Genomic DNA, 20,636 nt, shown 5'->3' on the forward strand with positions numbered 1-20,636 from the left:
GACGATGAGTCATGATGAAACCTTCGCCAACGATGGCAGCCTTGATATTGCCGTAGTGGGCTTAGCTGGGCGCTGGGCCAAAGCACCAGATGTTGATAGTTTTTGGCAGCAGCTTTGTGCTGGAGCCGAAGGCATTACGTTTTTTGATGCTGCTGAATTGCTAGCCGCAGGCGTTACGCCTGAACAATTGGCCCATCCACGCTATGTCAAAGCTGGCTCGGTGCTCGAAGGTATTGAGTTTTTCGATGCAGGCTTTTTCGGCTATTCGCCACGCGATGCAGAATTGCTCGATCCGCAGCAACGCATTTTCCTGGAATGTGCGTGGCAAGCCTTGGAGCATGCTGGCTATAATGCCGCAACCTATCCAGGTTTGATCGGTGTGTTTGCTGGCTCAAGCTTAAATACCTACTTGCTGCGCAACCTCGTCAGCCAACAAGGGCGCGGCACAATTCCCGATCTAGCCCAATTGATCATGGGCAATGACAAAGACTTTTTGCCCACTAGAGTCAGTTATAAGCTCAATTTGCGCGGCCCAAGCTTTAGCGTGCAAAGCGCCTGTTCAACCTCGTTGGTTGCAACGCACTTGGCCTGCCAAAGCTTGCTGAGCTTTCAATGTGATATAGCGCTTGCTGGCGGGATTTCGATCAGCGTGCCCCAACAGCAAGGCTATCAGGCCCAAGAAGGCGGCATTCTCTCGCCCGATGGCCATTGTCGGCCTTTCGATGCCCAAGCCCAAGGCACAGTCAATAGCAATGGCGCAGGTATTGTCGTTCTCAAACGGCTGGACGATGCGCTCGCCGACGGAGACACGATCTATGCCTTAATCAAAGGCTCGGCGGTCAACAACGATGGAGCACTAAAAATTGGCTATACCGCGCCCAGTATAGATGGTCAAGCTGCGGTGATTCGCGCTGCCCAAGAAGTTGCCGACGTAGATCCTGCTACAATTTCCTACATCGAAGCCCATGGCACGGCCACCATTCTTGGCGACCCGATTGAAGTTGCGGCGCTTACCAAGGCTTTTCGTCAGCAAACCGAAAAAAACCAGTTTTGTATGCTTGGCTCGGTTAAATCAAATTACGGTCATCTCGATACAGCAGCAGGCGTAACCAGCCTGATCAAAACCGTGCTAGCCCTCCATCACAATAAAATTCCTGCGAGCCTGCATTATCAAAACCCAAATCCCCAACTTGCGCTTGAAACATCGCCTTTTTATGTCAATACAAAACTAAGCGACTGGCCAGCAGATCAGCCTGTGCGGCGAGCGGGCGTGAGTTCATTTGGCATTGGCGGCACGAACGCGCATGTTGTGTTGGAGCAAGCGCCAGCACTTGAGTCAAGCGCGCAAACCGCTGCGCTGCAAATGCTTGTGATCTCTGGGCGTAATCGGGCGACGCTGAATGCGGCGACCAAAAATCTGGCCGATCATCTTGAAGCCAATCCACAACTCAATTTGACCGATGTTGCCTATACCTTGCAGGTTGGCCGCCAAGCCTTCAATCATCGGCGGGTCGTCGTTTGCCAATCGATCGCCGAGGCCAGCCAAATTTTGCGCCAACGCGATAAACGCATGGTCAGCGGCCAAATCAATGCCACTACGCCAGCAGTTGTGTTTATGTTCCCTGGCAGCGGCGTGCAACACCCAAGCATGGGCCAAGAACTCTACCAAACGCAGCCAAGCTTTCGCCAAGCAGTTGAGCGCTGTTTGAGTTTGCTCAACGCCGAAACTAGTGCAAATTTGCGCCACTTAGTCTATACACCAAACACGAGCGTTGATGAACAACAACTGGCCAGTATGTACTACAGTTTGTTGGCAATTTTCATCACCGAATATGCCTTGGCCCAATTATGGCTGGCATGGGGCATTCAACCAGTCGCCTTAATCGGCCATAGTTTGGGCGAATACACGGCGGCCCATTTGGCTGGCTCCATCTCGCTTGAAGCAGTGCTCAGTTTAGTCGAGTTCCGAGGCCTATTAATGGATCGGATTGAAGACGGGGCCATGATCAATATTTCCTTACCAGAAGCTGAGGTATTGCCATTGCTTGGCGAGCAACTTTCGCTGGCGGCACTGAATGGCCCTGAACATTCGGTCGTCGCGGGGCCAATTCCCGCGATTGATGCACTAGAGCAGCAGCTACTAAGCAGCGAGATTAAATACCGTCGCCTGCCAATTCGCGTAGCAGCCCATTCGAGCATGCTCAAGCCAATCGAGGCAGAATTTGCCGCCTTTGCCCAAACGATCAGCATGCAGCCCGCCACGATTCCCTATATTTCCAATGTAACAGGCGATTGGATGCGCCATGAGCAATGGTCAAATCCAACCTATTGGGTTGAGCATTTGCGCTCAACCGTCCGATTTAGCGCTGGCATGAGCCAACTTTTACAAAACCCCGCCCATGTCTTTCTCGAAGTTGGGCCAGGCCAAACCTTAACGACCTTAACCCGTGCTCAAGCCAACTTTGGCGCAGAGCGGGTTGTGGTTCAATCGATGCGCCACCCGCAAGATCAGCAAACTGATACGCACTGTTTGTTAAACGCGCTGGGCCGTTTGTGGATCGCAGGCGTTGCGATCGATTGGCAGCAACGGGTCGTGAGCAAACCACGCCGCATCGCCCTGCCAACTTACCCATTTGAACGCAAACGCTATTGGGTTGAGCAATATATCAATCCTAGCGAAGCCCAAGGCGCACAGTTACCTGAAACTGCTCAAGCAACCAACAACCAAGAGTCGGTTGAGCAAAACGATGCAGGCAATAGCTACGAGCGGCCCCAGCTCACAAGCGAGTATGTTGCCCCAAGCAGCAACCTTGAACAGACAATTGGCGCATTGTGGGGCGCAGTTTTGGGTGTGCCAATGATTGGCATCCACGATAATTTCTTTGAATTGGGCGGCGATTCGCTGTTGGCCTTGCAAGTTGCAACCCACCTTGCAGAAAAAGTCCACACCAATCTCGGGGTGCGCAGCTTATTTGAAGCACCAACAATTGCCGAATTAGCCCAATTGATCGAAGCCCAAACCGCGCCGCAAGCCAATCAGCAATCGTCGTTGGTACGTTTACAGCCGCAAGGCCAAGCCGCACCGTTCTTCTGCATTCACCCAATGAGCGGTATGGCCAATGTCTATGCTGGCTTGGCGCAATTGCTTGGCACGCAACGCCCATTCTATGGCATTCAAGCCTTTGGCTTGGAGCACCCAGAAACGCCACTGAACGATGTCAAAGTGATGGCGCAACGCTATCTCAGCGATATACGCAACGTTCAGCCGCAGGGGCCATATCTGCTTGGCGGTTGGTCGATGGGTGGCTCGATTGCCTTTGAAATTGCCAGCCACTTAGTCGCCCAAGGCGAAACTGTTGGTTTATTGGCATTAATCGATACGCCCGCCACATTGACTGGCACGTCACCAGAACAACTGACCGATCTGGAGCTGTTAATTGCCATGCTTGGCGTAGATGCCAGCATTTTGGGCATTGACGACCCCAAAGCTGAGCCAGATGCAGCGATGTGGAATCAGATTTTGGAGATCATCAAGCGGCACCTTGGCTTGCCCGATAGCTACACGCTAGTACGTTTGCGGCACCTTGTCGCAACCTTTCGCACCCATTCGCAAGCAGTTTGGAATTATCAACCAGCGACCTATCCCAACGAGGTCTTGATCTTACGGGCTGCCGATTTGGCTGGCCAACACGACGACCAACTGCAAGCTGCCTATCACATGGCCGATTTGGGTTGGGGCCAGTTTGTGACTGGTCAGATTCACATCCAAACCATTCCAGGGACGCACAACACCCTGCTGAGCGAGCCAGCGCTGCCAATTTTGGCCAGCCATTTGGCAGTAGCGTTGAAAAACGTCGCTGCTGATTCATCCTTGAAACCTGCACCATCACCCAATGAAGGATCGCATGAAATCACACTTATGGATTGAATGGTTGCGCAAGCAACCGAACGCTACACTGCGGCTCTTTTGCTTTCATTATGCAGGGGGCACGGCGCAACGTGCTCATCAATGGGCCAAACAGCTTGACCAAGAGGTAGAGCTTTGTGCCATTGAATTGCCAGGCCGAGGCAAACGCTTCATGGAGCCTGCCTATACCAATCTTGATCAATTGCTCAACGACTTGATTCCGGTGATTAAACCCTTGCTTGAGGAAAAGCCGTTTGTGTTTTTTGGCCATAGCATGGGCGCGTTGGTCAGCTACGAACTCAGTCGGCGCTTGCAACATGAGCATCAGCTACGGCCCCAAATGCTCTTCGTTTCGGGCCATGCAGCGCCACATATCCCACGCCAAAGCGTGATTCACCAGTTGCCACACCAGCAATTTTGGGATCGATTGATGCAATTGAATGGCACACCCAAAGATATTTTGCAGCATCCAGAGTTAGTCGAACTGTTGACCCCGATTTTGCGCGCCGATTTTGCGGTCTGCGAAACCTTCGGATACAACAATGCGATTGTGCTGGATTGCCCAATGGTGGTGTATGGCGGCCTCGATGACCCGAGTGTTGCCGCTGCTGAGCTTGAATTGTGGCGCAATCATACCAGCAATGCCTGCGAGATTGAGCTGATGGCTGGCGATCATTTTTATCTGCACAACCCATCGCAGCACGAGCTAACCAAGCATGTCAACCACCACATCCAAGCGGTAGTTCGGTCGGTCACATCGCTAGCTTAGCAGTTTCATCGGCGCAAGCCAGCGACCAACATTGTTCACAGCGGCTAGCCCGCCACCCAGCCAGAAAGGATTGGATTGTTCAATGCGTGCCTTATTTGTCCTGAATCCTGGCATTGGTCACTTGAATCCCATGTTGCCAGTTGCCCAAGTGTTGCAAGAGGCTGGTCATGACGTGGCCTTTGCAGTATCGGCCAAAATGCTTCCAAGCATCGTAGCCAAGGGGTTTAATGGCTTTCCTGCTGGATTAGAGTGGCTTTCATCAGAAATGGCCCAAACCTTTCCAGAGATTTTCGAGCTGCCGTTTGCTGAACAAGGGCAGGCAATTTTAGGCAGCATCTTCGCTGATGCTGCTGCGCATGCGATGGTTGCCGATCTGCTCAACCTCGGTAAAACGTGGCAACCAGATATTATTGTGCGCAACGATTTTGAGTTTGGCAGCTGTGTTGCCGCCGAACTATTGGGCATTCCGCAAGCGACAATCAGCATTAGCTATTTTCTTTCGGCGAATGCACTTGAATCATTAATTGGCGAAGAATTAGCTTATTTGCGCAGCACCTATGGCCTAGCGCCCTACCCAACCATGGATATGCTCTATCCAGCATTATATTTGGCCTTCGCGCCACCTTCGTTCCAGCCCAAGGAAATTCCGACCATGGAATCGTTGCGGCCATTGCGTTTTACGCGGTTTAGCGATGGCGAATTGCCAGCGTGGGTCGCGCAATTGCCCGATCGGCCAACAGTGTATGCCTCAATGAGTTCAGTCTTTGATACCCCAACGATCTTTCCAATGATTCTTGAGGCCCTGCGCGACGAGCCAATTAATTTGATTTTGACGGTTGGCACCAAACAAGATCCAGCCCAATTTGGGCCGCAGCCAGCGAATGTGTATATCGAGCAATACATTCCCCAAGCCTTGCTGTTTCCGCATTGCGATCTTTTTATCACTCACTGTCCGTTTGCCACAATTATGTCAGCAATTAGCCATGGCATGCCGTTGTTGATGATACCTGTGGCTGGCGAAGAACCAGCGGGCGCGATGCGGGCGGCAGAGCTTGGTTTAGGCAAGGTTTTGCGCTTGCCCAACCAACCCAAAGAATTTTTTGATCAATGGGTTCCTGAGTTTTCGGTCGAATCGATTCGGGCCAGCGTGCGCGAGCTATTGCAAAGTCCCCGCTATCGCAGCAACGCCCAACGCTTTCAAGCCGAAATTCGCGAGCTACCAGGCCCAGAACGGGTCATTGAGCTATTAACCAACGTGGCGCAACAACGCTCGTTGTCAGCGCCAACGAATTAATATCCAGCTAGCAATTTTTGCATGGGAGACCAACAACCAATGGCACATGTCGAAGCACAACTCTACCTCGACCTGCTTAAGCGCTGTATTATGGGCTTGGTCTATGAAGATCAGCCGTTACGCAATATTGTGTATGAGCCATTTAGCATGGCCGCGCCCTACACCGGCCCCTACAGCACCTTTGATCGCGAGAAACGGCTGAATGGTCATGAATGGCCAAGCCAAGCACATACCATGCTCAGCATGCATCGGCTCAACAATATTCAAACTGTGGTTACCGATATTCTCGAAAAGCAAATTCCTGGCGATTTGATTGAAACTGGCGTTTGGCGCGGCGGGGCAACGATCTTTATGCGGGGCATTCTCAAGGCCTACAATTGCAGCGATCGTACCGTTTGGGTCGCTGATTCATTCCAAGGCTTTCCCAAAAACGAAGCAGAAGGCCTGCTCGGCGAAACCGAATCGCCTGGCTTGCCCCAAGAACAAAATGGCCCACCGCCCAAACCGATTCAAGATATTCTCGATCTGCTGTGGAAGGGCACGTCCTACGAGGAAGTGCGCCAACATTTCGAGCAATATGGCTTGCTTGATGAGCAAGTTAAGTTTCTCAAGGGTTGGTTTTGCCATACCCTGCATCAAGCGCCAATCGATAATTTGGCCCTCTTGCGCTTAGATGGCGATTTATACGATTCAACCTACGATGCTTTAGAGGCGTTGTACCCCAAAGTTTCCCAAGGTGGCTATGTGATTGTTGATGATTACGCGACCTTCGAAGAGTGCTACAACGCCGTCCATGATTATCTCGAATCAATTGGCGAAACCGTCACCATGCAGCCGATTGACGAAGATTCGGTTTTTTGGCAAAAGGGCTAGGACAACAGGGATCGGCTGTTGGGGGTCGGGAGGCATTCCCTCACCCCCCGCCCCCTCTCCCACGAAAACGCGGGCGAGGGGGAGCCGCCATTTTTCAGCGACGAGTCGCGATAGAACCACTATGTTAAAGCCCCGCGCCACGGGAGAGGGGGCGGGGTGAGGGGATCGGACGGACGGTGGCGAAGGAATGAGAAATCAGTGATCAAATAGCAGTAATCGCTCAATTTTCGTAGTGTGAAGGAGTCAACGTGAGTACACGTTTTTTAGGAATTCCAGCAGTAGTTTGGTCGATGTTGGCGCTCGTTATTGCAGCAATCTTTGTCTATGTTTGGCCAAGCGATAAAGTGCCAGGCGATACCACCAGCATTCGCTATTTGATTTTGCGTTGGGGTCATACCCTAGTTTGGGTTTTAATTGCAGGCTTTATTTTATTGCGCAGCGTTGGAGCCTCGACCTTTGCCAATTTGCTAGGAGCATTGGCAGGCATTACCTATCTGGCATTTGTGGCAACGCTTGTCATGAACTAATTAAGCCAAATTAAACATCATTAAAACGGCGCAACTGGCATACCCAGTTGTGCCGTTTTTAGGTTCTAAGCGCAGCTAAAGGTTTGTTGCTGCCGAATTGAACGAATATTGGAAATTCACTCAAATGCCAAATTGCTACTGACATAGGGTTGTCACTCAGCTGCGGTATGCTCAGCGCATATCACTTTTCAGGAGGACTTTATGAACAACGCAATTACTTGGTTTGAGATTCCCGCCACCGATTTCTCGCGCGCCGTTGGTTTCTACAGCACCATCTTAGCGCAAGATATCCGTGAAGATGATTTTATGGGCATTCCTCATGGCTTTTTCGCTGCCGATCAGCGTGGCGTGGGTGGGGCAATTGTGGCTCCTCACGATGCAACGCCAGCCAGTGGTGGAACCTTGATTTATCTCAATGCAGGCCAAGCGCTTGAACAAATTGTCGCACGGATTGCACCAGCAGGTGGCACGGTCGTCCTCGATAAAACCCCCATCGGCCCACAAGGCTGGATGGCGATCTTTATCGATACCGAAGGCAACCGGATTGGCTTACACCAGCCAGCAGCCAACTAAACCTACGCGCACGCAGGCTCGACGAGCATATCGTCGAGCCTGCATCCAATTAATTCACAATCTCAAATTGTCCTGCCTGCATCCCAAGAATGTCACTTGTCGCCACTTGTATCATACAACTATCAACGTTGAATAGACCTCAATGCAGGAGGATGGAATGGATCATGGTGCCTATACTCGCCAATTCGCGTCACTTTCGACCCCATTAATTGCCGATGCCTGTCTACGCCTCAAGCTACCGCTGCGCGCTGCGCCAACAGCAATTCAAGCCTTGCTGCCAAATAGCCATTGTGTTGGCCGAGCGCTGCCAGTTCGGCATTATGGCAGCGTTGATATATTCCTCGCTGCGCTCGAAACTGCCCAAGCTGGCGATATTTTGGTGATTGATAATGCAGGCCGAACCGATGAAGCCTGTATTGGCGATTTGATTGTGCTCGAAGCGCAAGCAGTTGGCTTGGCAGCAATCGTCGTTTGGGGCTTGCATCGCGATACCAAGGATCTATTGCGCATTGGCTTGCCAGTTTTTAGCGCTGGGCGTTGCGCAGCTGGGCCACAGCGGCTTGACCCATGGGAAGTAGAAGCCCTAAGCAATGCCCAGATCGGCACGTGTCGCGTAACCAAGGCTGATTTGGTATTTGCCGATGCAGATGGCGTGTTGTTTGTCGCTGCTGCCGATGCCGCTGAGGTTTTGGCAACCGCCCAACAAATCGCTGAGCGTGAACGCCAACAAGCCAGTGCCATCCAAGCAGGCAGCACGTTGCGCGAACAAGTCCAATTTCAGACCTATCTGAAGCAACGTGCACTTGACTCAAGCCTAACTTTTCGCCAGCATTTGCGCGAGATCGGCGGGGCCATAGAGGAATAATCAGCCCAATTATGCGCAGGTAGAATGGTTTGCAGAACGTGGGATGCAGCCAAGGAGCCTTAGCTGCTTATAAGCAAGGCTTCTATTCGCAACTCCACGTTCTCTTGATTGATCCTGTTTGTAAAACAGACTTTTCTCTCAATAATGTTACTTACTAAGCCATGGACTATAGGTGGTATAGGGTAAATTCTGGCTCCAAGCAGTAACATTGCGAGCACTGCCGGTCGGGCCAAAAAAAGCTCCGCCCAGCACAACCTGATGCCCCCAAGCCATAACCTGCCAAGGAGTTCCATTGGCTCGTTGAAAAATTGGGCCAAGCCCTTCCCACGAACTGCCATTCCAACGCGCAACGCTGCCCGTTTGAACCCCATCAATCGTATCAAAGTAGCCCACCACATAGACATAGCCACCAATTTGAACCATGGAAGTAATGTAGGGGTTGGCCTCGGCTGGGCCAATGTTAAATGAACGGGTAACACTGGTTTCTGTACCAATATTGATCGTTCTTTCCGCCCAGCCATAATAGGTTTGGCCGCTACAACCGCCTAAACGATCAAGCCTGCCAATATTCGATAGGCTATTGGTTGATAATGCAACTTTCTTGACCCATGTCCGAACATCGCCGCCATGCTCATTAACTTGTGATGTAGTGCTAATCGTAAAGTAGAGGCTATTGCCACAGCGATACAGATTATGAATCTCGCCAATCGACCCATCCTCTGCTGTGCGCGCATAGGTAAACGTCCATGCACTGCCATTCCAAATGGCCATGAGTGAAGAAGTATCAATAGCGTAAATTGCATTGGTTCGCACAGCGACAACCGAATCAAGCGGAAAGTTGCTAAACGGTATTGGCGTGGTGACATCAACCCAAGCAGAACCAGCAAGCACAGTAATCCGATAGGGCAGTGCCGCGCTGTGAGTCGTGCGCAAGGCATACAAACGGCCATCTGCGCCAACTTGCAGCGAGCGCCATGAATCAGTTGTGGTGTCAGCCTGAATTAAAACCCATTGCACCGCTACCTCATCCCAGCGTGCAAGGCGGGTAATGCCACTTTGCGAATAGACTGCATAGAGCGTCGTATCAATCACGGCAATACTATCGAGATTGCTATTGGGCAAACTCAACGCGCTAGCCCAGCTACCATTTGCTACATGTGCACTCTGCGCGTCAACAACGGTATCACCTGATTGGGCCGCCACAAGCGGATGCGCAATAGGCTGCATAAACAGGAGTACGATCATGCCCAACGGAATCAAACAGCACAAACGACGGATCATCGATTCCTCCAAGCGTTGCGGTAAGAATACACACACCAAAAGACCGGTTGGCGTTCTTCGTGACAACAATGCTGCTGATCAGAGGCAGACGAAAGCGTGGAGGAATCAGGCATATTCCATAGGTAGCTACAGACAAAATGGTTACAGTCGAGCTTGCAGCTTACAGTTGGGTTATGCTCAACGTTGAATATCAATCTCAGCTGGGCATCATTGACTGCGGCTTTGCACATTTCTATATCGTTACGCGCAAGCACCCGACGCAACCCGCACGCCTTCATCCTGAGATTCGCATCGACCAGGAAGTAAATGATTCATAAAAGCGCAATAATCAGCCATTTGCTTCGCGCACATCCTTGCCATGCTCGGCAAAGGCCTTGAAATCTTGCATGTGTTGGAGCGACTGTTTGCGAAATGTCCCAGGCATCAGCAACCCCACCAAGCGCATCAGCAAGCTGCTAAATCGGTATTCGTTCTCACTCACCCACAGCGTTCTAGCTGGGCTAACTTCGGTCAGTTGCTCGTGCGCGGCGCTCCACATGCCAGCACCAACGATCTCGCGTGCAAAGTGAACAACGCTCGCTGGCGGGATAGTGCGAAGATCGGTCGGTTCTCGCCGCGTAATCGTCTCGGTGGCTTCAAAGGTCTGCTGCCCCATCTGCATCACAACTCGCGATGTTGTGCCAACTTGGCCGTGTGCTCCGCTTAGCGGCTCGTGCAGCACCACGCCACGCAGCCATTTGGGAATGTTTGTCTGGTCGGCGAGCAGCTGGGCCACCTCCGAGCGCGGCAAGTCGATCTCGATCGCTACTGTATATTTCATGGCGCATACCTCCACACTATTTTTCCGAATTGGCTCAATTTGAGCAAGGCTCATGCTTTTAAACTTGCTGCTTATGCTGCAAGATCACGGCCCATGCTTGGAGTTTCGCGGCAAAGGCTTGGGTGTTGGCGGGGCTGGTCGATGGCAGCGCATGCACCGTTAATCGCGATTGCAATTCAGCGCTCAGCGTCGGCCACACCAGCCGCTCAAACAATTGCTGGGCTTTGATCCCGTTCAAGCCAATTGTGCGAATCGTTGGATAGTTGCTTAGGAACGTTGCAAAATCATTGGGGATGGGCTGAGTAATGGCCGTATCAAGGCTACCATCACGCTCAGCAGCATGCAACACATCCCAAAGTGCAATGCCATGGCGCGCTAAAAAGTCAGTTCGTTCTGCGCTGGTTGTGCCAGGCTCAGCAGCAAATAATGCCTGCATAATGCGCCAAAATTGATTGCGGGGATGCATATAGTAGAACTGAGCGGCCAGCGATTGGTCGCCGGGCAGGGTGCCAAGAATCAAGCTATTGCTGGTCTGGTGCACAATCGCTGGTAGCGCATATTTTAGCATTTTCAATCCTTTCCAATTCATTATGTCAATAAAAACAATATTTCTGACTATAATTAAACAAAAAAGCGACCAAAATGGTCGCTTGGTTTTGGTGCTTTGCTCAGATTGAGTATAGCATGGCTGTCTAGGCCACAAAACGGCCCAACGCCGATTCTTTTTCGCACGCCACTCAGCTACAATCCTCAGCATTCGGCTAAGCAAGCGCGATCCAACACGAACAAAGGGAGCAATTGATGAATGCCTATGTGTTTGAATTTCATGAAATTAACCCAACCAATAGCATGCTGGTGGGCGGAAAAGCCGCCAATTTAGCTATACTTACCCAGATTCCAAGCATCCATGTGCCAACTGGCTTTTGTCTTTCGACCGCCGCGTTTCGGCGAATGCTTGAAATGAATCCAGCCATCAGCAAATTGCTTGAGCAAGCAGCACTGTTGCGGGTTGCTGATCGGGCAGCAATTACCGAATTGAGCGCCAGCCTGTGCCAAACAATTGAATCAAGCCCAATGCCGCCCGAGATTCAGGCAGCAATTAGCCAGAAGCTGACACAGTTTGGCGTAGCCACGGCCTATGCGATTCGCTCAAGCGCAACCGCCGAGGACTTGCCAAGCGCCTCGTTTGCTGGCCAGCACGATAGCTATTTGAATGTCGTTGGCGAAGCGGCAATCATTCAGCAGATCAAAGCATGTTGGGCCTCGCTATTCAGCGAACGAGCCATGATCTATCGGCTGCAACAGGGCTTTGATCAGCGTAGCGTTCGCTTGGCAGTGATTGTGCAGGCCATGGTTTTCGCCAACGTTTCAGGCATTATGTTCACTGCCGATCCGATTACGGCCAATCGCAAGCTTTTGGCAATTGAAGCCAGTTTTGGTTTGGGCGAGGCCTTGGTTGCTGGCCGCGTCAATCCAGATAGCTATCAACTGCGCAATGGCGAGATTGTGAGCACAAGCATCGCCATCAAGCAACGAGCCAGTGTTCCAAGCAAGGCTGGCGGAACTGAAGAACAGCCAATTACGCCTAAACAACAACACCAACCAGCCCTCAGCCAGCCCCAATTATTGGAGCTTGAAGCTATTGGCAGAACCATCGAACAGCATTTTGGCCAGCCCCAAGATATTGAGTGGTGCTTGGCCGACGATCAGTTTTATATCGTTCAGAGCCGCCCAATCACCACGCTGTACCCAATTCCTGCCGCCAATGATGCGCGCAATCACATCTACATTTCGGTGGGCCACCAACAAATGATGACCGATGCGATGAAACCCTTGGGTTTGTCGATTTGGCAATTAACTGCTGGCCGCCCAATGGTGCATGCTGGCGGACGCTTATTTGTCGATGTGATTGATGATCTGGCTGTACCAGCCCGCCGCGCAATTATGGTCGATGTTTTGGGCAAATCCGATCCGTTAATTCGCTCTGCCTTGACCACGCTGATCGAGCGCGGCGATTTTATTCCAGCAGCACCAGCGCAGCCAGCAGCATCAACGCTGGATAAATTCAAGCCTGCAAGCGCTGATTCGCTCGAATTTCAGCCAACGATTGAAAACGACCCAGCGCTTGTGACTGCGTTGATTGAGCAAAGTGAGCGCGATCTGGCCAATTTAAAACAAACCATCGTTGCAAAATCTGGGGCTGAACTCTGCGACTATATTCTGCACGACATTCAACAGCTCAAGCAAAGCCTCGCTAACCCACAAAGTTTTGGGGTGATTATGAATGCAATTAATGCGTCGAATTGGCTCAACGAGCGCATGGACGAGTGGCTGGATGAGAAAAACGCTGCTGATAGCATTTCGCAATCGGTCGATCACAATATCACGTCGGCAATGGGTTTAGCGCTGTTGGATGTGGCCGATGCAATTCGCCCCTATCCAGCAGTAATTAACTATTTAGCCCAGACCACCAAGCCGAATTTTTTAGCCCAGTTGGAACAATTTGAGGGTGGCAGCATAGCGCAGCAGGCAATCGAGGCCTATTTGGCCAAATACGGGATGCGCTGCGCTGGCGAAATTGACATTACGCGTACCCGTTGGAGCGAAAATCCAGCAACCCTGCTGCCATTAATGCTGCATAACATTAAAAGCTTTACGCCTGGAGCCAGCCAACAAAAATTCGCCCATGGTCGCCAAGTAGCCTTCAACAAAGAGCATGAACTTTTGGCGCGCTTGCAGCAATTGCCTGATGGAGCAGCCAAAGCCGCCGCCACCAAACGCGTGATCGATCTCATTCGCAACTTTATTGGCTATCGCGAGTATCCCAAATATCACATTGTTAGCCGCTATTTTGTCTATAAACAGGCGTTGTTGCAGGCCGCCGAAGTGTTGCTGCAAGCCAACATCTTGCGCAACAAAAGCGATATAGGCTATCTCACATTTGCTGAACTCCACGAGGTTATGCGTACGCAGCAGCTTGATTATCGCCTTGTTGAGCAGCGAAGAGTTGAGTACAGCCATTATCAAAAACTAACCCCGCCCCGCGTGCTGACCTCTGACGGCGAGCTGTTGAATGGCAGCTATCAACGCAGCGACGTACCAGCTGGGGCGCTGGTAGGTTTGCCGGTTTCGGCGGGCCTCATCGAAGGTCGGGCACGGGTGATATTACAGATGGAAGCAGCAACGCTTGAAGCAGGTGATATTTTGGTCACTCGGTTTACCGACCCAAGCTGGACCCCATTGTTTGTAGCAATTCACGGCCTTGTCACCGAAGTTGGCGGGCTAATGACCCACGGCGCGGTGATTGCCCGCGAATATGGCTTGCCAGCAGTGGTTGGCGTTGCCGATGCAACTCAGCGCATCCGCGATGGCCAACGAATTCGAGTCGATGGCAGCACAGGCACGATCGAACTCCTTTAACTAACGTCCTCTTGCAAGAAGACGTTCGCACCCAGTATTCCCGATAATCACAGGCTATTGATAGTTTTTGAAGACGCTTTTGGCCTTCTCAAGCATCAACATCAAATCGGCATACGCCCAGCGCCATGGATCACCATCGCGGCGCGGATAGAGGATAATCTGCAAGCCTTGAGGAGAATCATACACTTCAGCTACCGTCTCGCCTTTATGCCAGATTTCCGCAATCCATCCAGGTATTTCACTTTCACGATCATCATCTGCCAAACAGACGATAATTTCAATGTCATGATTCTTCATAGCATATCCTTTCACAATGTTCGGTCTCGCGATGGAGGGTTGGGGCGACCAGTCATGGTAGGATCAACGGAGCCGTAGAATGTGGTCTACGGCTCTCTTTATGGAGGTATTATGGAGGTCGCGATTCGGCGCTACACCGCTGCGGATGGCACGGCGGTAGGCGAGCTTTCGATTCGGGCTTGGACACCAGTGTTTGCTTCGATGGCAGCAGCAATGGATGCAGCCGTATTCAGCCATTTTTATCCCGACTGGCAACAAGACCAGCGCAAGGCAGTGGCTTATGTCTGTGCCGCTGAAACCAACCACGTTTGGGTTGCGCTGCTTGATCAGCAGCTTGCGGGCTTTGTGGCCACAACCCTGCATCAAGCAAGTAGCATGGGCGAAATTGTGATGCTCGCAGTTGAGCCAAGCTACCAGCAACGTGGGGTAGGTGCTGCACTGACCAACTTTGCGGTCGAGCAGTTTCGCAGCGCTGGCATGCGGGTAGCAATGGTTGAAACTGGTGGCGACCCTGGCCATGAGCCTGCGCGCCAAACCTACGTCAAACAAGGCTTTCAACTGATGCCAATAGCCCGCTACTTTCAAGCTTTGTAAGTTTCCACCCAACAGGAGTTAAGATGCATTACTGTTTTCATGGCGCACTGCAACGCTGGCGCTAAACGCTAGAACATGGTGTTGTCATTGGCCGAATCAGCAGGAATCGGCTGGAGCACATCCCAATGTTCAACGATCTTACCAGCTTCATCAAGGCGAAAAATATCGATTCCGGCCCAATCGCGATCGCCGGGCCACGTTTGGTAGCAATGCAACACCACATACGATCCTTCGGCAATCACGCGTTTGAACGTAACATGTTTGCCGGGATACTCTGCTGCCATGCGCTCAAAATAGGCAATGAATGCTGCTTTACCATCGGCCACCGCCGGATTATGTTGAATATATTGATCGCCAACATAGCGCTCGATCGCTTCTGCAGGCTGACATTGGTTAAACATTAAATCGTAAAATGCTTGGACTTTTTGTTTATTTTGTTCTAATAGATCGCTCATGCTATCACTCCAGTTATGGCTCGCTGATCACCGCTGATCAGGCTGATTGTATCAAGCATGTCAATTGAAGCGCGAAGGGCCTCGCTCGATAGATACCGATTGTACCAACCAGCGTATGGTTTGGGCTGGAATAGTTAAAGGAATGTTATGCGCGTAGAGACAACTTCGAACTCTCATGCCTCGACCAACACGACTAGCGAGAAAGGCATCATTTTAACCTTGCTGATCGCTACGTTTGTGGTGATTCTCAACGAAACCATTATGGGTGTGGCGCTACCACGCTTACAAGCCGAGTTCCAAGTTGAGGCCAGCACCGTTCAATGGCTGACCACGGCCTACCTTTTGGTGATGGCGGTGTTGATTCCAACCACGGGCTTTTTGATTCAGCGCTTTAGCACGCGAACGCTCTTTCTAACGGCAATGGGTTTGTTCAGCTTTGGCACGCTGACAGCAGCAGCGGCCCCAGGTTTTGAAGTGCTCTTAGTTGGGCGCATTTTTCAGGCATCGGGCACAGCGCTCATGTTGCCCTTGCTGATGACGGTGATTTTGGTGCTTGTGCCGATGGAGCGGCGTGGGGCCATGATGAGCACCGCCAGCATGGTCATTTCGGTTGCTCCAGCCATCGGCCCAGCCATATCGGGCCTGATTATCCAAGCCTTATCATGACGCTTTATGTTTATTTTCGTGATTCCGATTGCGCTTGGTGTGCTGATTTATGGCTATCTGCGCTTGGTTAATGTTGGCAAGCTTCAGCCAGCCAGCCTTGATATTGCATCAATCATTATTGCCGCCGTCGGTTTTGGCGGGCTGGTCTATGGCTTTAGCCGCGCAGGCGAACCAGGCAGCAGCCTCAGCGATCCGTTGGTATTGGGCTTGATTGGGATTGGCGTGGTTGGCATAGCTTTATTTGCTTGGCGACAAACCCGCTTAGCTAGCCCATTGCTTGATCTGCGCGTCTTTCGCTTTCCCATGTTTACGCTAAGCGTCGTAATGATGATGGTTGTGATGGTGACGCTGTTCTCATCGGCGATTTTGTTGCCCTTCTATTTTCAAGAAATTCGCCATTTCAATACGCTGCAAACTGGGCTGTTTTTGCTGCCTGGCGGCGCATTGATGGGCTTTAGTGGGCTATTTGTCGGGCGTATTTTCGATCGTTCGGGGCCACGGGTGCTGGTTATCGGCGGAATGTTGCTGGTAGTATTCGCTCTTTGGCAATGGACATCGCTCAATCCAAGCACATCAGTCATATGGCTCTTAGGCTTGCATGTAATCTTCAGTTTGGGCCTTGCCTGCTTGTTTACACCAGTACTGACAACTGGGCTAAATCAATTGCCCCAAGCATTGCACTCGCATGGCACCGCAATCTCCAATACGTTGCAGCAAGTTGCCGGCGCAATTGGCACAGCCTTGTTGATCACGATTATGAGCGCTGGGCAGGCCCGCCATTTACAAACGATCTCCGCCGATCCGTTGGCGGCATTAAACGCTGGTATCCAGCAGGCCTTTGCGGTTGCGGCAGGTTTGGCCGTGGTTGGCTTACTGTTGGCGCTCTTTTTGCGCCGCACAGGCGAAACAAGCGGGGAAACCAGCTTTATTCACTAAGGTTTTAAGCTGATCCCCTCACCCCAACCCCTCTCCCGTCCAACGGGAGAGGGGCTTTAATACCCCCGTTCTAGCACAATTCTTGATGAACCTCGCCCGCGTGCAGTGGGAGAGGGGCTAGTGGTAAGGGGACACAGCCCAATTCGCCATACCCATGGCTAATTGCTACGAACGCCACGGCTGATAATCGACCAAAGCTGGTTCAGAGCGCACCACTGGCAACACCACCCAAAAGCAACTCCCCTCGCCGACCGTACTTTCAACCCCAACTTGGCCACCCAAGGCCAACACCAACGAACGCACAATCGCCAAGCCCAAGCCCCAACCATGAGCGATTGTGCTGGCGCGCGCATGACGCTCCCAAATCCGTTCAATATCTGCTGGATGAATCCCCGGCCCAGTATCGTCAATTTCAATCCGAATGGTTTGCTGCTTGCTGGCCCGCGCGCGAACCGTAATTGTGCCAGTTTCGGTGTAGCGCACAGCATTATTAATCAAATTGTGCAATACCTGCCACACCCGATCGCGATCACTAATCAGGGTTGGCAAATCTGGCTCGATCGCAACGACCAAGCTACAGCGTGGGTTGAGCGTACTTTTGGCAACCGCTGCAATCTCGTCGATTAATGAGCCAAGCTCAATTGTATGGCGCACAAATGAGAGCGAGCCGGTCATTAACGTCGTTGCATCAACCAAATCGCGCACCAGCCGTTGAATATGCATCACCGAACCATAGGCCTGAGGCAACAAACTGCCTAACGTGGGATCAGGAATCAGCGCAGGCTCGCTTTGCAATAATTCCAGCGTGCCTTGCAAAAAATGCAGGGGATTACGAATATCGTGGGCCACAATCTGATTCAATTCGGCTACGCTCATATTGGCCAAGGCAACTGGCGGTTCGTCAGTCGCAGGAGCACGCAACTCTGGCATCCAGCGGGCAATCTGATGGGCCAATAATTTAAGCGCTGCTACATGAACCGACGTAAACCGATGGGCCTGCGGATCAAAGGTACATAAGGTTGGTGTCAGCGCTGCGGTCGAGGCTGGTATTGGAACACCCAAATAGGCACGAATTGGGGTTTCAAGCCGCAAAAGCAATGGTTGCACCCGCTGATCGGTTGCTGTATCGCCGACAACCAGCGGCTGAGCCGTCACATCAATATACTGACAAAACGTATCTTCGCGCGCCAAAATGCTGCCAGCAGCCAGATTTCCCGTCGAGGCCGGGTAAATTGCCCGAATATATTGATGTGTGCGATTCAAATCGCCGATCAGCGCTGTTTTGGTGCCAGCCACCTCACATGCAACTGCCAGATAGGTCTGGATTGCCCGATCAACATCATCAAATTGCATTGTACTTAGCGTTGCCAAACGCTCTAACACCTCCTGTTCAGCAGCGCGATCAAGATCATGCTGATTCATAGCGAACTCACTTTCTAGCACCATTGCTCAAACCACAATCAACCAGCAAAGCTGCTGATGTGTGGATAATCCAAGCTCATCAATCCGATTAATTTGGCTTCAGCGTCGATCAATAATGCTGGTTTTAATTGGTATTTTTGCCTATCGCTCGCTAGTATACAATGCAATTGGTGCCTAAAACGGCCACCATTAAATGTCGGTAGCGTTTCCATTGAGAGAAAAAGCTGAATTTCGCTCACAAATCCAGCGCAAACAAGCAATCAACGAGATCTGTGGGAATTTTAGCGATCAATTAGTAGCGAATTGAATATCATATTGCAACAAATAGTCGCATCTTTGCGCCAGCACTCAAACCCAAACGAGCTAGCCACCTCAACGAAATCCTTAACCAACGCTTTAGCAAAGCATCATCCTTGGGCTGTACCCTTCGGTGTATCCGAAAAATGCCACAATCGGCTATACTTAGGCGCACACCCACGGAACACACATTCATTCCTCTTGCATGGCACAAGGAGACCACCAGTGGCCGATTTAGTTCCTAGCACAGCTTCAGCACATCCAGTCAATGATCGACGGGAGATCGCAGGTTGGCGGCTTTACGACTGGGCAAACTCAGGTTTCACCACAACTGTGATTGCCGCCTTATTTGGGCCATTTTTGGAAGCCTTGGCCAAACAGAGGGTTGGTGATGAGGGCACGGTGTTCAATTTGGGTTTCTACAAGATTACTGCCGAATCGCTCTATCCTGATGCGGTTTCGTTATCGGTGTTGCTACAATTTCTCTTTTTGCCATTACTCGGCGCGTTGGCCGACTACACCAATATCAAAAAGCAATTGTTGATGTTCTTTTGTTTGTTGGGTGCTGCTGCAACAACGATGTTGTTTATTGCAACCCCAGCGACCTACATCTTTGCGGCATTTGCCTTTGTGGTGGCCAACCTAAGCTTTGGGGCCTCAATCGTCTTCTACAATGCCTTCCTCAACGAAATTACCACCGAGGATATGCGCGATAAGGTTTCGAGCCAAGGCTTTGCTTTTGGTTACATTGGCGGCGGGGTGCTATTGGCGATCAATCTTGTGTTGGTGATGTTTGCAGAGAAAATTGGCCTGACAACTGGGTTGGCCGTGCGGATTTCCTTGGCTTCAGCAGGCTTATGGTGGGGTATTTTTGGCTACTTTGGCATCAAGCGGCTCAAAAATCGGGCTGCCAGCCGCAAGGTACCAGCAGGCCAACATTATCTGACGGTCAGTATGCGCGAACTCTGGACGACCTTTCGCGAACTTAAGCGTTTGCCCCAAACCCTGCGCTTCTTAATCGCCTATTTGCTCTACAACGATGGTATTCAAACGGTCATCGGCATGTCAGCGGTGTTTCTGTCCAACGAACTCTTTAAAGCCAAAGGCTTACCAGAGGCTGATTCACAATCGTTCTTGCTTGGCTTGGTCTTGATGATTCAATTTGTGGCCTTTGGCGGCGCGTTGGGCTTTGAGCGCATTTCACGTAAAGTCGGCACCAAAACGGCAATTTTGATTTCGCTGTTTATCTGGACAGGCGTAATCATCTATGCCTATGCCTTGCTGGATAGCGTGCTGCAAGCGTGGTTTATGGGTGCTGCCATTGCTTTGGTGCTTGGTGGCTCGCAATCACTCTCTCGCGCTTTGTTCTCGCGCATGATTCCGCATGGCCGCGAGGCTGGATTCTATGGCATTTACGAAATCTCCGAGCGCGGCACTTCGTGGATTGGGCCGTTTATTTTTGCTCGGGTAGTCGCTACAACCGGTTCGTATCGCCAAGCAATTCTCTCATTAATTGTATTGTTTGTTGGTGGGATTGTGATTCTCTTTTTGACCAACACCACCAAGGCGATTCACGATGCAGGCAACCAACTGCCTGAGGAAGCTGCCGCAACTCATAGCTAAAGCGATTTGATTGATTG

The 20,636-nt window shown here is 51.3% G+C and carries 16 protein-coding genes and 1 pseudogene; 11 read left to right on the forward strand and 6 right to left on the reverse strand.

The window, feature by feature from the left end:
* The first annotated feature begins 4 nt into the window (after positions 1-4).
* From C5S61_RS20310 to C5S61_RS20340, 7 genes are all read left to right on the forward strand, one after another.
* Positions 5-3,928, forward strand: coding sequence for a type I polyketide synthase (locus C5S61_RS20310; protein WP_110518017.1), 3,924 nt, complete (start codon positions 5-7; stop codon positions 3,926-3,928).
* Complete coding sequence (locus C5S61_RS20315) at positions 3,906-4,676, forward strand: thioesterase II family protein (protein WP_164689691.1); 771 nt, start codon at positions 3,906-3,908, stop codon at positions 4,674-4,676. The genes C5S61_RS20310 and C5S61_RS20315 overlap by 23 nt, the downstream gene beginning before the upstream one ends.
* 82 nt (positions 4,677-4,758) lie before the next feature.
* Positions 4,759-5,970 (forward strand): glycosyltransferase, encoded by a 1,212-nt coding sequence (locus tag C5S61_RS20320; protein WP_110518020.1) that lies wholly within the window; start codon positions 4,759-4,761, stop codon positions 5,968-5,970.
* A 39-nt stretch (positions 5,971-6,009) separates the two neighbouring features.
* Complete coding sequence (locus C5S61_RS20325; RefSeq protein WP_110518336.1) at positions 6,010-6,843, forward strand: TylF/MycF family methyltransferase; 834 nt, start codon at positions 6,010-6,012, stop codon at positions 6,841-6,843.
* A 248-nt stretch (positions 6,844-7,091) separates the two neighbouring features.
* A complete protein-coding gene (locus C5S61_RS20330) occupies positions 7,092-7,370 on the forward strand; it encodes a hypothetical protein (protein WP_110518022.1) in 279 nt (92 codons plus the stop codon).
* 201 nt (positions 7,371-7,571) lie between these two features.
* Positions 7,572-7,943: a VOC family protein gene (locus C5S61_RS20335; protein WP_110518024.1), complete on the forward strand. Its 372-nt coding sequence runs from the start codon at positions 7,572-7,574 to the stop codon at positions 7,941-7,943.
* Between the two features lie 157 nt (positions 7,944-8,100).
* Complete coding sequence (locus C5S61_RS20340) at positions 8,101-8,808, forward strand: RraA family protein (protein ID WP_110518026.1); 708 nt, start codon at positions 8,101-8,103, stop codon at positions 8,806-8,808.
* Between the two features lie 147 nt (positions 8,809-8,955).
* Here C5S61_RS20340 and C5S61_RS20345 read toward each other — a convergent pair whose 3' ends face one another.
* The 3 genes from C5S61_RS20345 to C5S61_RS20360 all read right to left on the reverse strand — a co-directional run bounded on the left by C5S61_RS20345 (position 8,956) and on the right by C5S61_RS20360 (position 11,477).
* Positions 8,956-10,089 carry a hypothetical protein gene (locus C5S61_RS20345; protein ID WP_110518028.1) on the reverse strand — a complete coding sequence of 378 codons (1,134 nt, stop codon included), beginning with the start codon at positions 10,087-10,089 and terminating at the stop codon, positions 8,956-8,958.
* Positions 10,090-10,417: 328 nt separating this feature from the next.
* The gene (locus C5S61_RS20355) at positions 10,418-10,909 is read right to left on the reverse strand and encodes an SRPBCC family protein (protein ID WP_110518031.1); all 492 of its coding nucleotides are present in this window, start codon (positions 10,907-10,909) and stop codon (positions 10,418-10,420) included.
* Between the two features lie 58 nt (positions 10,910-10,967).
* Entirely contained in the window at positions 10,968-11,477 is a 510-nt protein-coding gene (locus C5S61_RS20360; RefSeq protein ID WP_110518033.1) for a DNA-deoxyinosine glycosylase, read from the reverse strand.
* A gap of 233 nt (positions 11,478-11,710) precedes the next feature.
* Between C5S61_RS20360 and rph the strand changes: the two genes are divergently transcribed.
* On the forward strand, positions 11,711-14,329 hold the full coding sequence (gene rph, locus C5S61_RS20365) for a rifamycin-inactivating phosphotransferase (RefSeq protein ID WP_110518035.1): 2,619 nt from the start codon (positions 11,711-11,713) through the stop codon (positions 14,327-14,329).
* A 54-nt stretch (positions 14,330-14,383) separates the two neighbouring features.
* Here rph and C5S61_RS20370 read toward each other — a convergent pair whose 3' ends face one another.
* Positions 14,384-14,626, reverse strand: a complete 243-nt coding sequence (locus tag C5S61_RS20370) for a hypothetical protein (protein ID WP_110518036.1) — start codon at positions 14,624-14,626, stop codon at positions 14,384-14,386.
* Between the two features lie 111 nt (positions 14,627-14,737).
* Between C5S61_RS20370 and C5S61_RS20375 the strand changes: the two genes are divergently transcribed.
* Positions 14,738-15,220, forward strand: a complete 483-nt coding sequence (locus C5S61_RS20375) for a GNAT family N-acetyltransferase (RefSeq protein WP_110518039.1) — start codon at positions 14,738-14,740, stop codon at positions 15,218-15,220.
* Positions 15,221-15,288: 68 nt separating this feature from the next.
* Here the strand turns inward: C5S61_RS20375 and C5S61_RS20380 are convergent, their stop codons facing one another.
* Positions 15,289-15,675: a nuclear transport factor 2 family protein gene (locus C5S61_RS20380; protein ID WP_110518041.1), complete on the reverse strand. Its 387-nt coding sequence runs from the start codon at positions 15,673-15,675 to the stop codon at positions 15,289-15,291.
* A 147-nt stretch (positions 15,676-15,822) separates the two neighbouring features.
* Here C5S61_RS20380 and C5S61_RS27150 point away from each other — a divergent pair.
* Positions 15,823-17,277, forward strand: a pseudogene (locus C5S61_RS27150) (MDR family MFS transporter).
* Between the two features lie 165 nt (positions 17,278-17,442).
* On the opposite strand, the gene C5S61_RS20390 reads toward C5S61_RS27150, so the two are convergent.
* The gene (locus tag C5S61_RS20390) at positions 17,443-18,699 is read right to left on the reverse strand and encodes a GAF domain-containing sensor histidine kinase (RefSeq protein WP_164689692.1); all 1,257 of its coding nucleotides are present in this window, start codon (positions 18,697-18,699) and stop codon (positions 17,443-17,445) included.
* 522 nt (positions 18,700-19,221) lie between these two features.
* On the opposite strand from C5S61_RS20390, the gene C5S61_RS20395 reads away from it, so the two are divergent.
* A complete protein-coding gene (locus C5S61_RS20395; RefSeq protein ID WP_110518045.1) occupies positions 19,222-20,619 on the forward strand; it encodes an MFS transporter in 1,398 nt (465 codons plus the stop codon).
* The last annotated feature ends 17 nt before the right edge of the window (positions 20,620-20,636 follow it).

This window comes from Herpetosiphon llansteffanensis (assembly GCF_003205875.1).
GTDB lineage: Bacteria > Chloroflexota > Chloroflexia > Chloroflexales > Herpetosiphonaceae > Herpetosiphon > Herpetosiphon llansteffanensis.

What these genes read in the sequence shown, in the direction of transcription:
- C5S61_RS20310 (WP_110518017.1), top strand. Translation starts at nt 5, where the DNA reads ATGAGTCATGATGAAACCTTCGCCAACGATGGCAGCCTTGATATTGCC.
- C5S61_RS20315 (WP_164689691.1), top strand. Translation starts at nt 3,906, where the DNA reads ATGAAATCACACTTATGGATTGAATGGTTGCGCAAGCAACCGAACGCT.
- C5S61_RS20320 (WP_110518020.1), top strand. Translation starts at nt 4,759, where the DNA reads ATGCGTGCCTTATTTGTCCTGAATCCTGGCATTGGTCACTTGAATCCC.
- C5S61_RS20325 (WP_110518336.1), top strand. Translation starts at nt 6,010, where the DNA reads ATGGCACATGTCGAAGCACAACTCTACCTCGACCTGCTTAAGCGCTGT.
- C5S61_RS20335 (WP_110518024.1), top strand. Translation starts at nt 7,572, where the DNA reads ATGAACAACGCAATTACTTGGTTTGAGATTCCCGCCACCGATTTCTCG.
- C5S61_RS20340 (WP_110518026.1), top strand. Translation starts at nt 8,101, where the DNA reads ATGGATCATGGTGCCTATACTCGCCAATTCGCGTCACTTTCGACCCCA.
- C5S61_RS20345 (WP_110518028.1), bottom strand. Translation starts at nt 10,089, where the DNA reads ATGATCCGTCGTTTGTGCTGTTTGATTCCGTTGGGCATGATCGTACTC.
- C5S61_RS20355 (WP_110518031.1), bottom strand. Translation starts at nt 10,909, where the DNA reads ATGAAATATACAGTAGCGATCGAGATCGACTTGCCGCGCTCGGAGGTG.
- C5S61_RS20360 (WP_110518033.1), bottom strand. Translation starts at nt 11,477, where the DNA reads ATGCTAAAATATGCGCTACCAGCGATTGTGCACCAGACCAGCAATAGC.
- rph (WP_110518035.1), top strand. Translation starts at nt 11,711, where the DNA reads ATGAATGCCTATGTGTTTGAATTTCATGAAATTAACCCAACCAATAGC.
- C5S61_RS20370 (WP_110518036.1), bottom strand. Translation starts at nt 14,626, where the DNA reads ATGAAGAATCATGACATTGAAATTATCGTCTGTTTGGCAGATGATGAT.
- C5S61_RS20375 (WP_110518039.1), top strand. Translation starts at nt 14,738, where the DNA reads ATGGAGGTCGCGATTCGGCGCTACACCGCTGCGGATGGCACGGCGGTA.
- C5S61_RS20380 (WP_110518041.1), bottom strand. Translation starts at nt 15,675, where the DNA reads ATGAGCGATCTATTAGAACAAAATAAACAAAAAGTCCAAGCATTTTAC.
- C5S61_RS20390 (WP_164689692.1), bottom strand. Translation starts at nt 18,699, where the DNA reads ATGAATCAGCATGATCTTGATCGCGCTGCTGAACAGGAGGTGTTAGAG.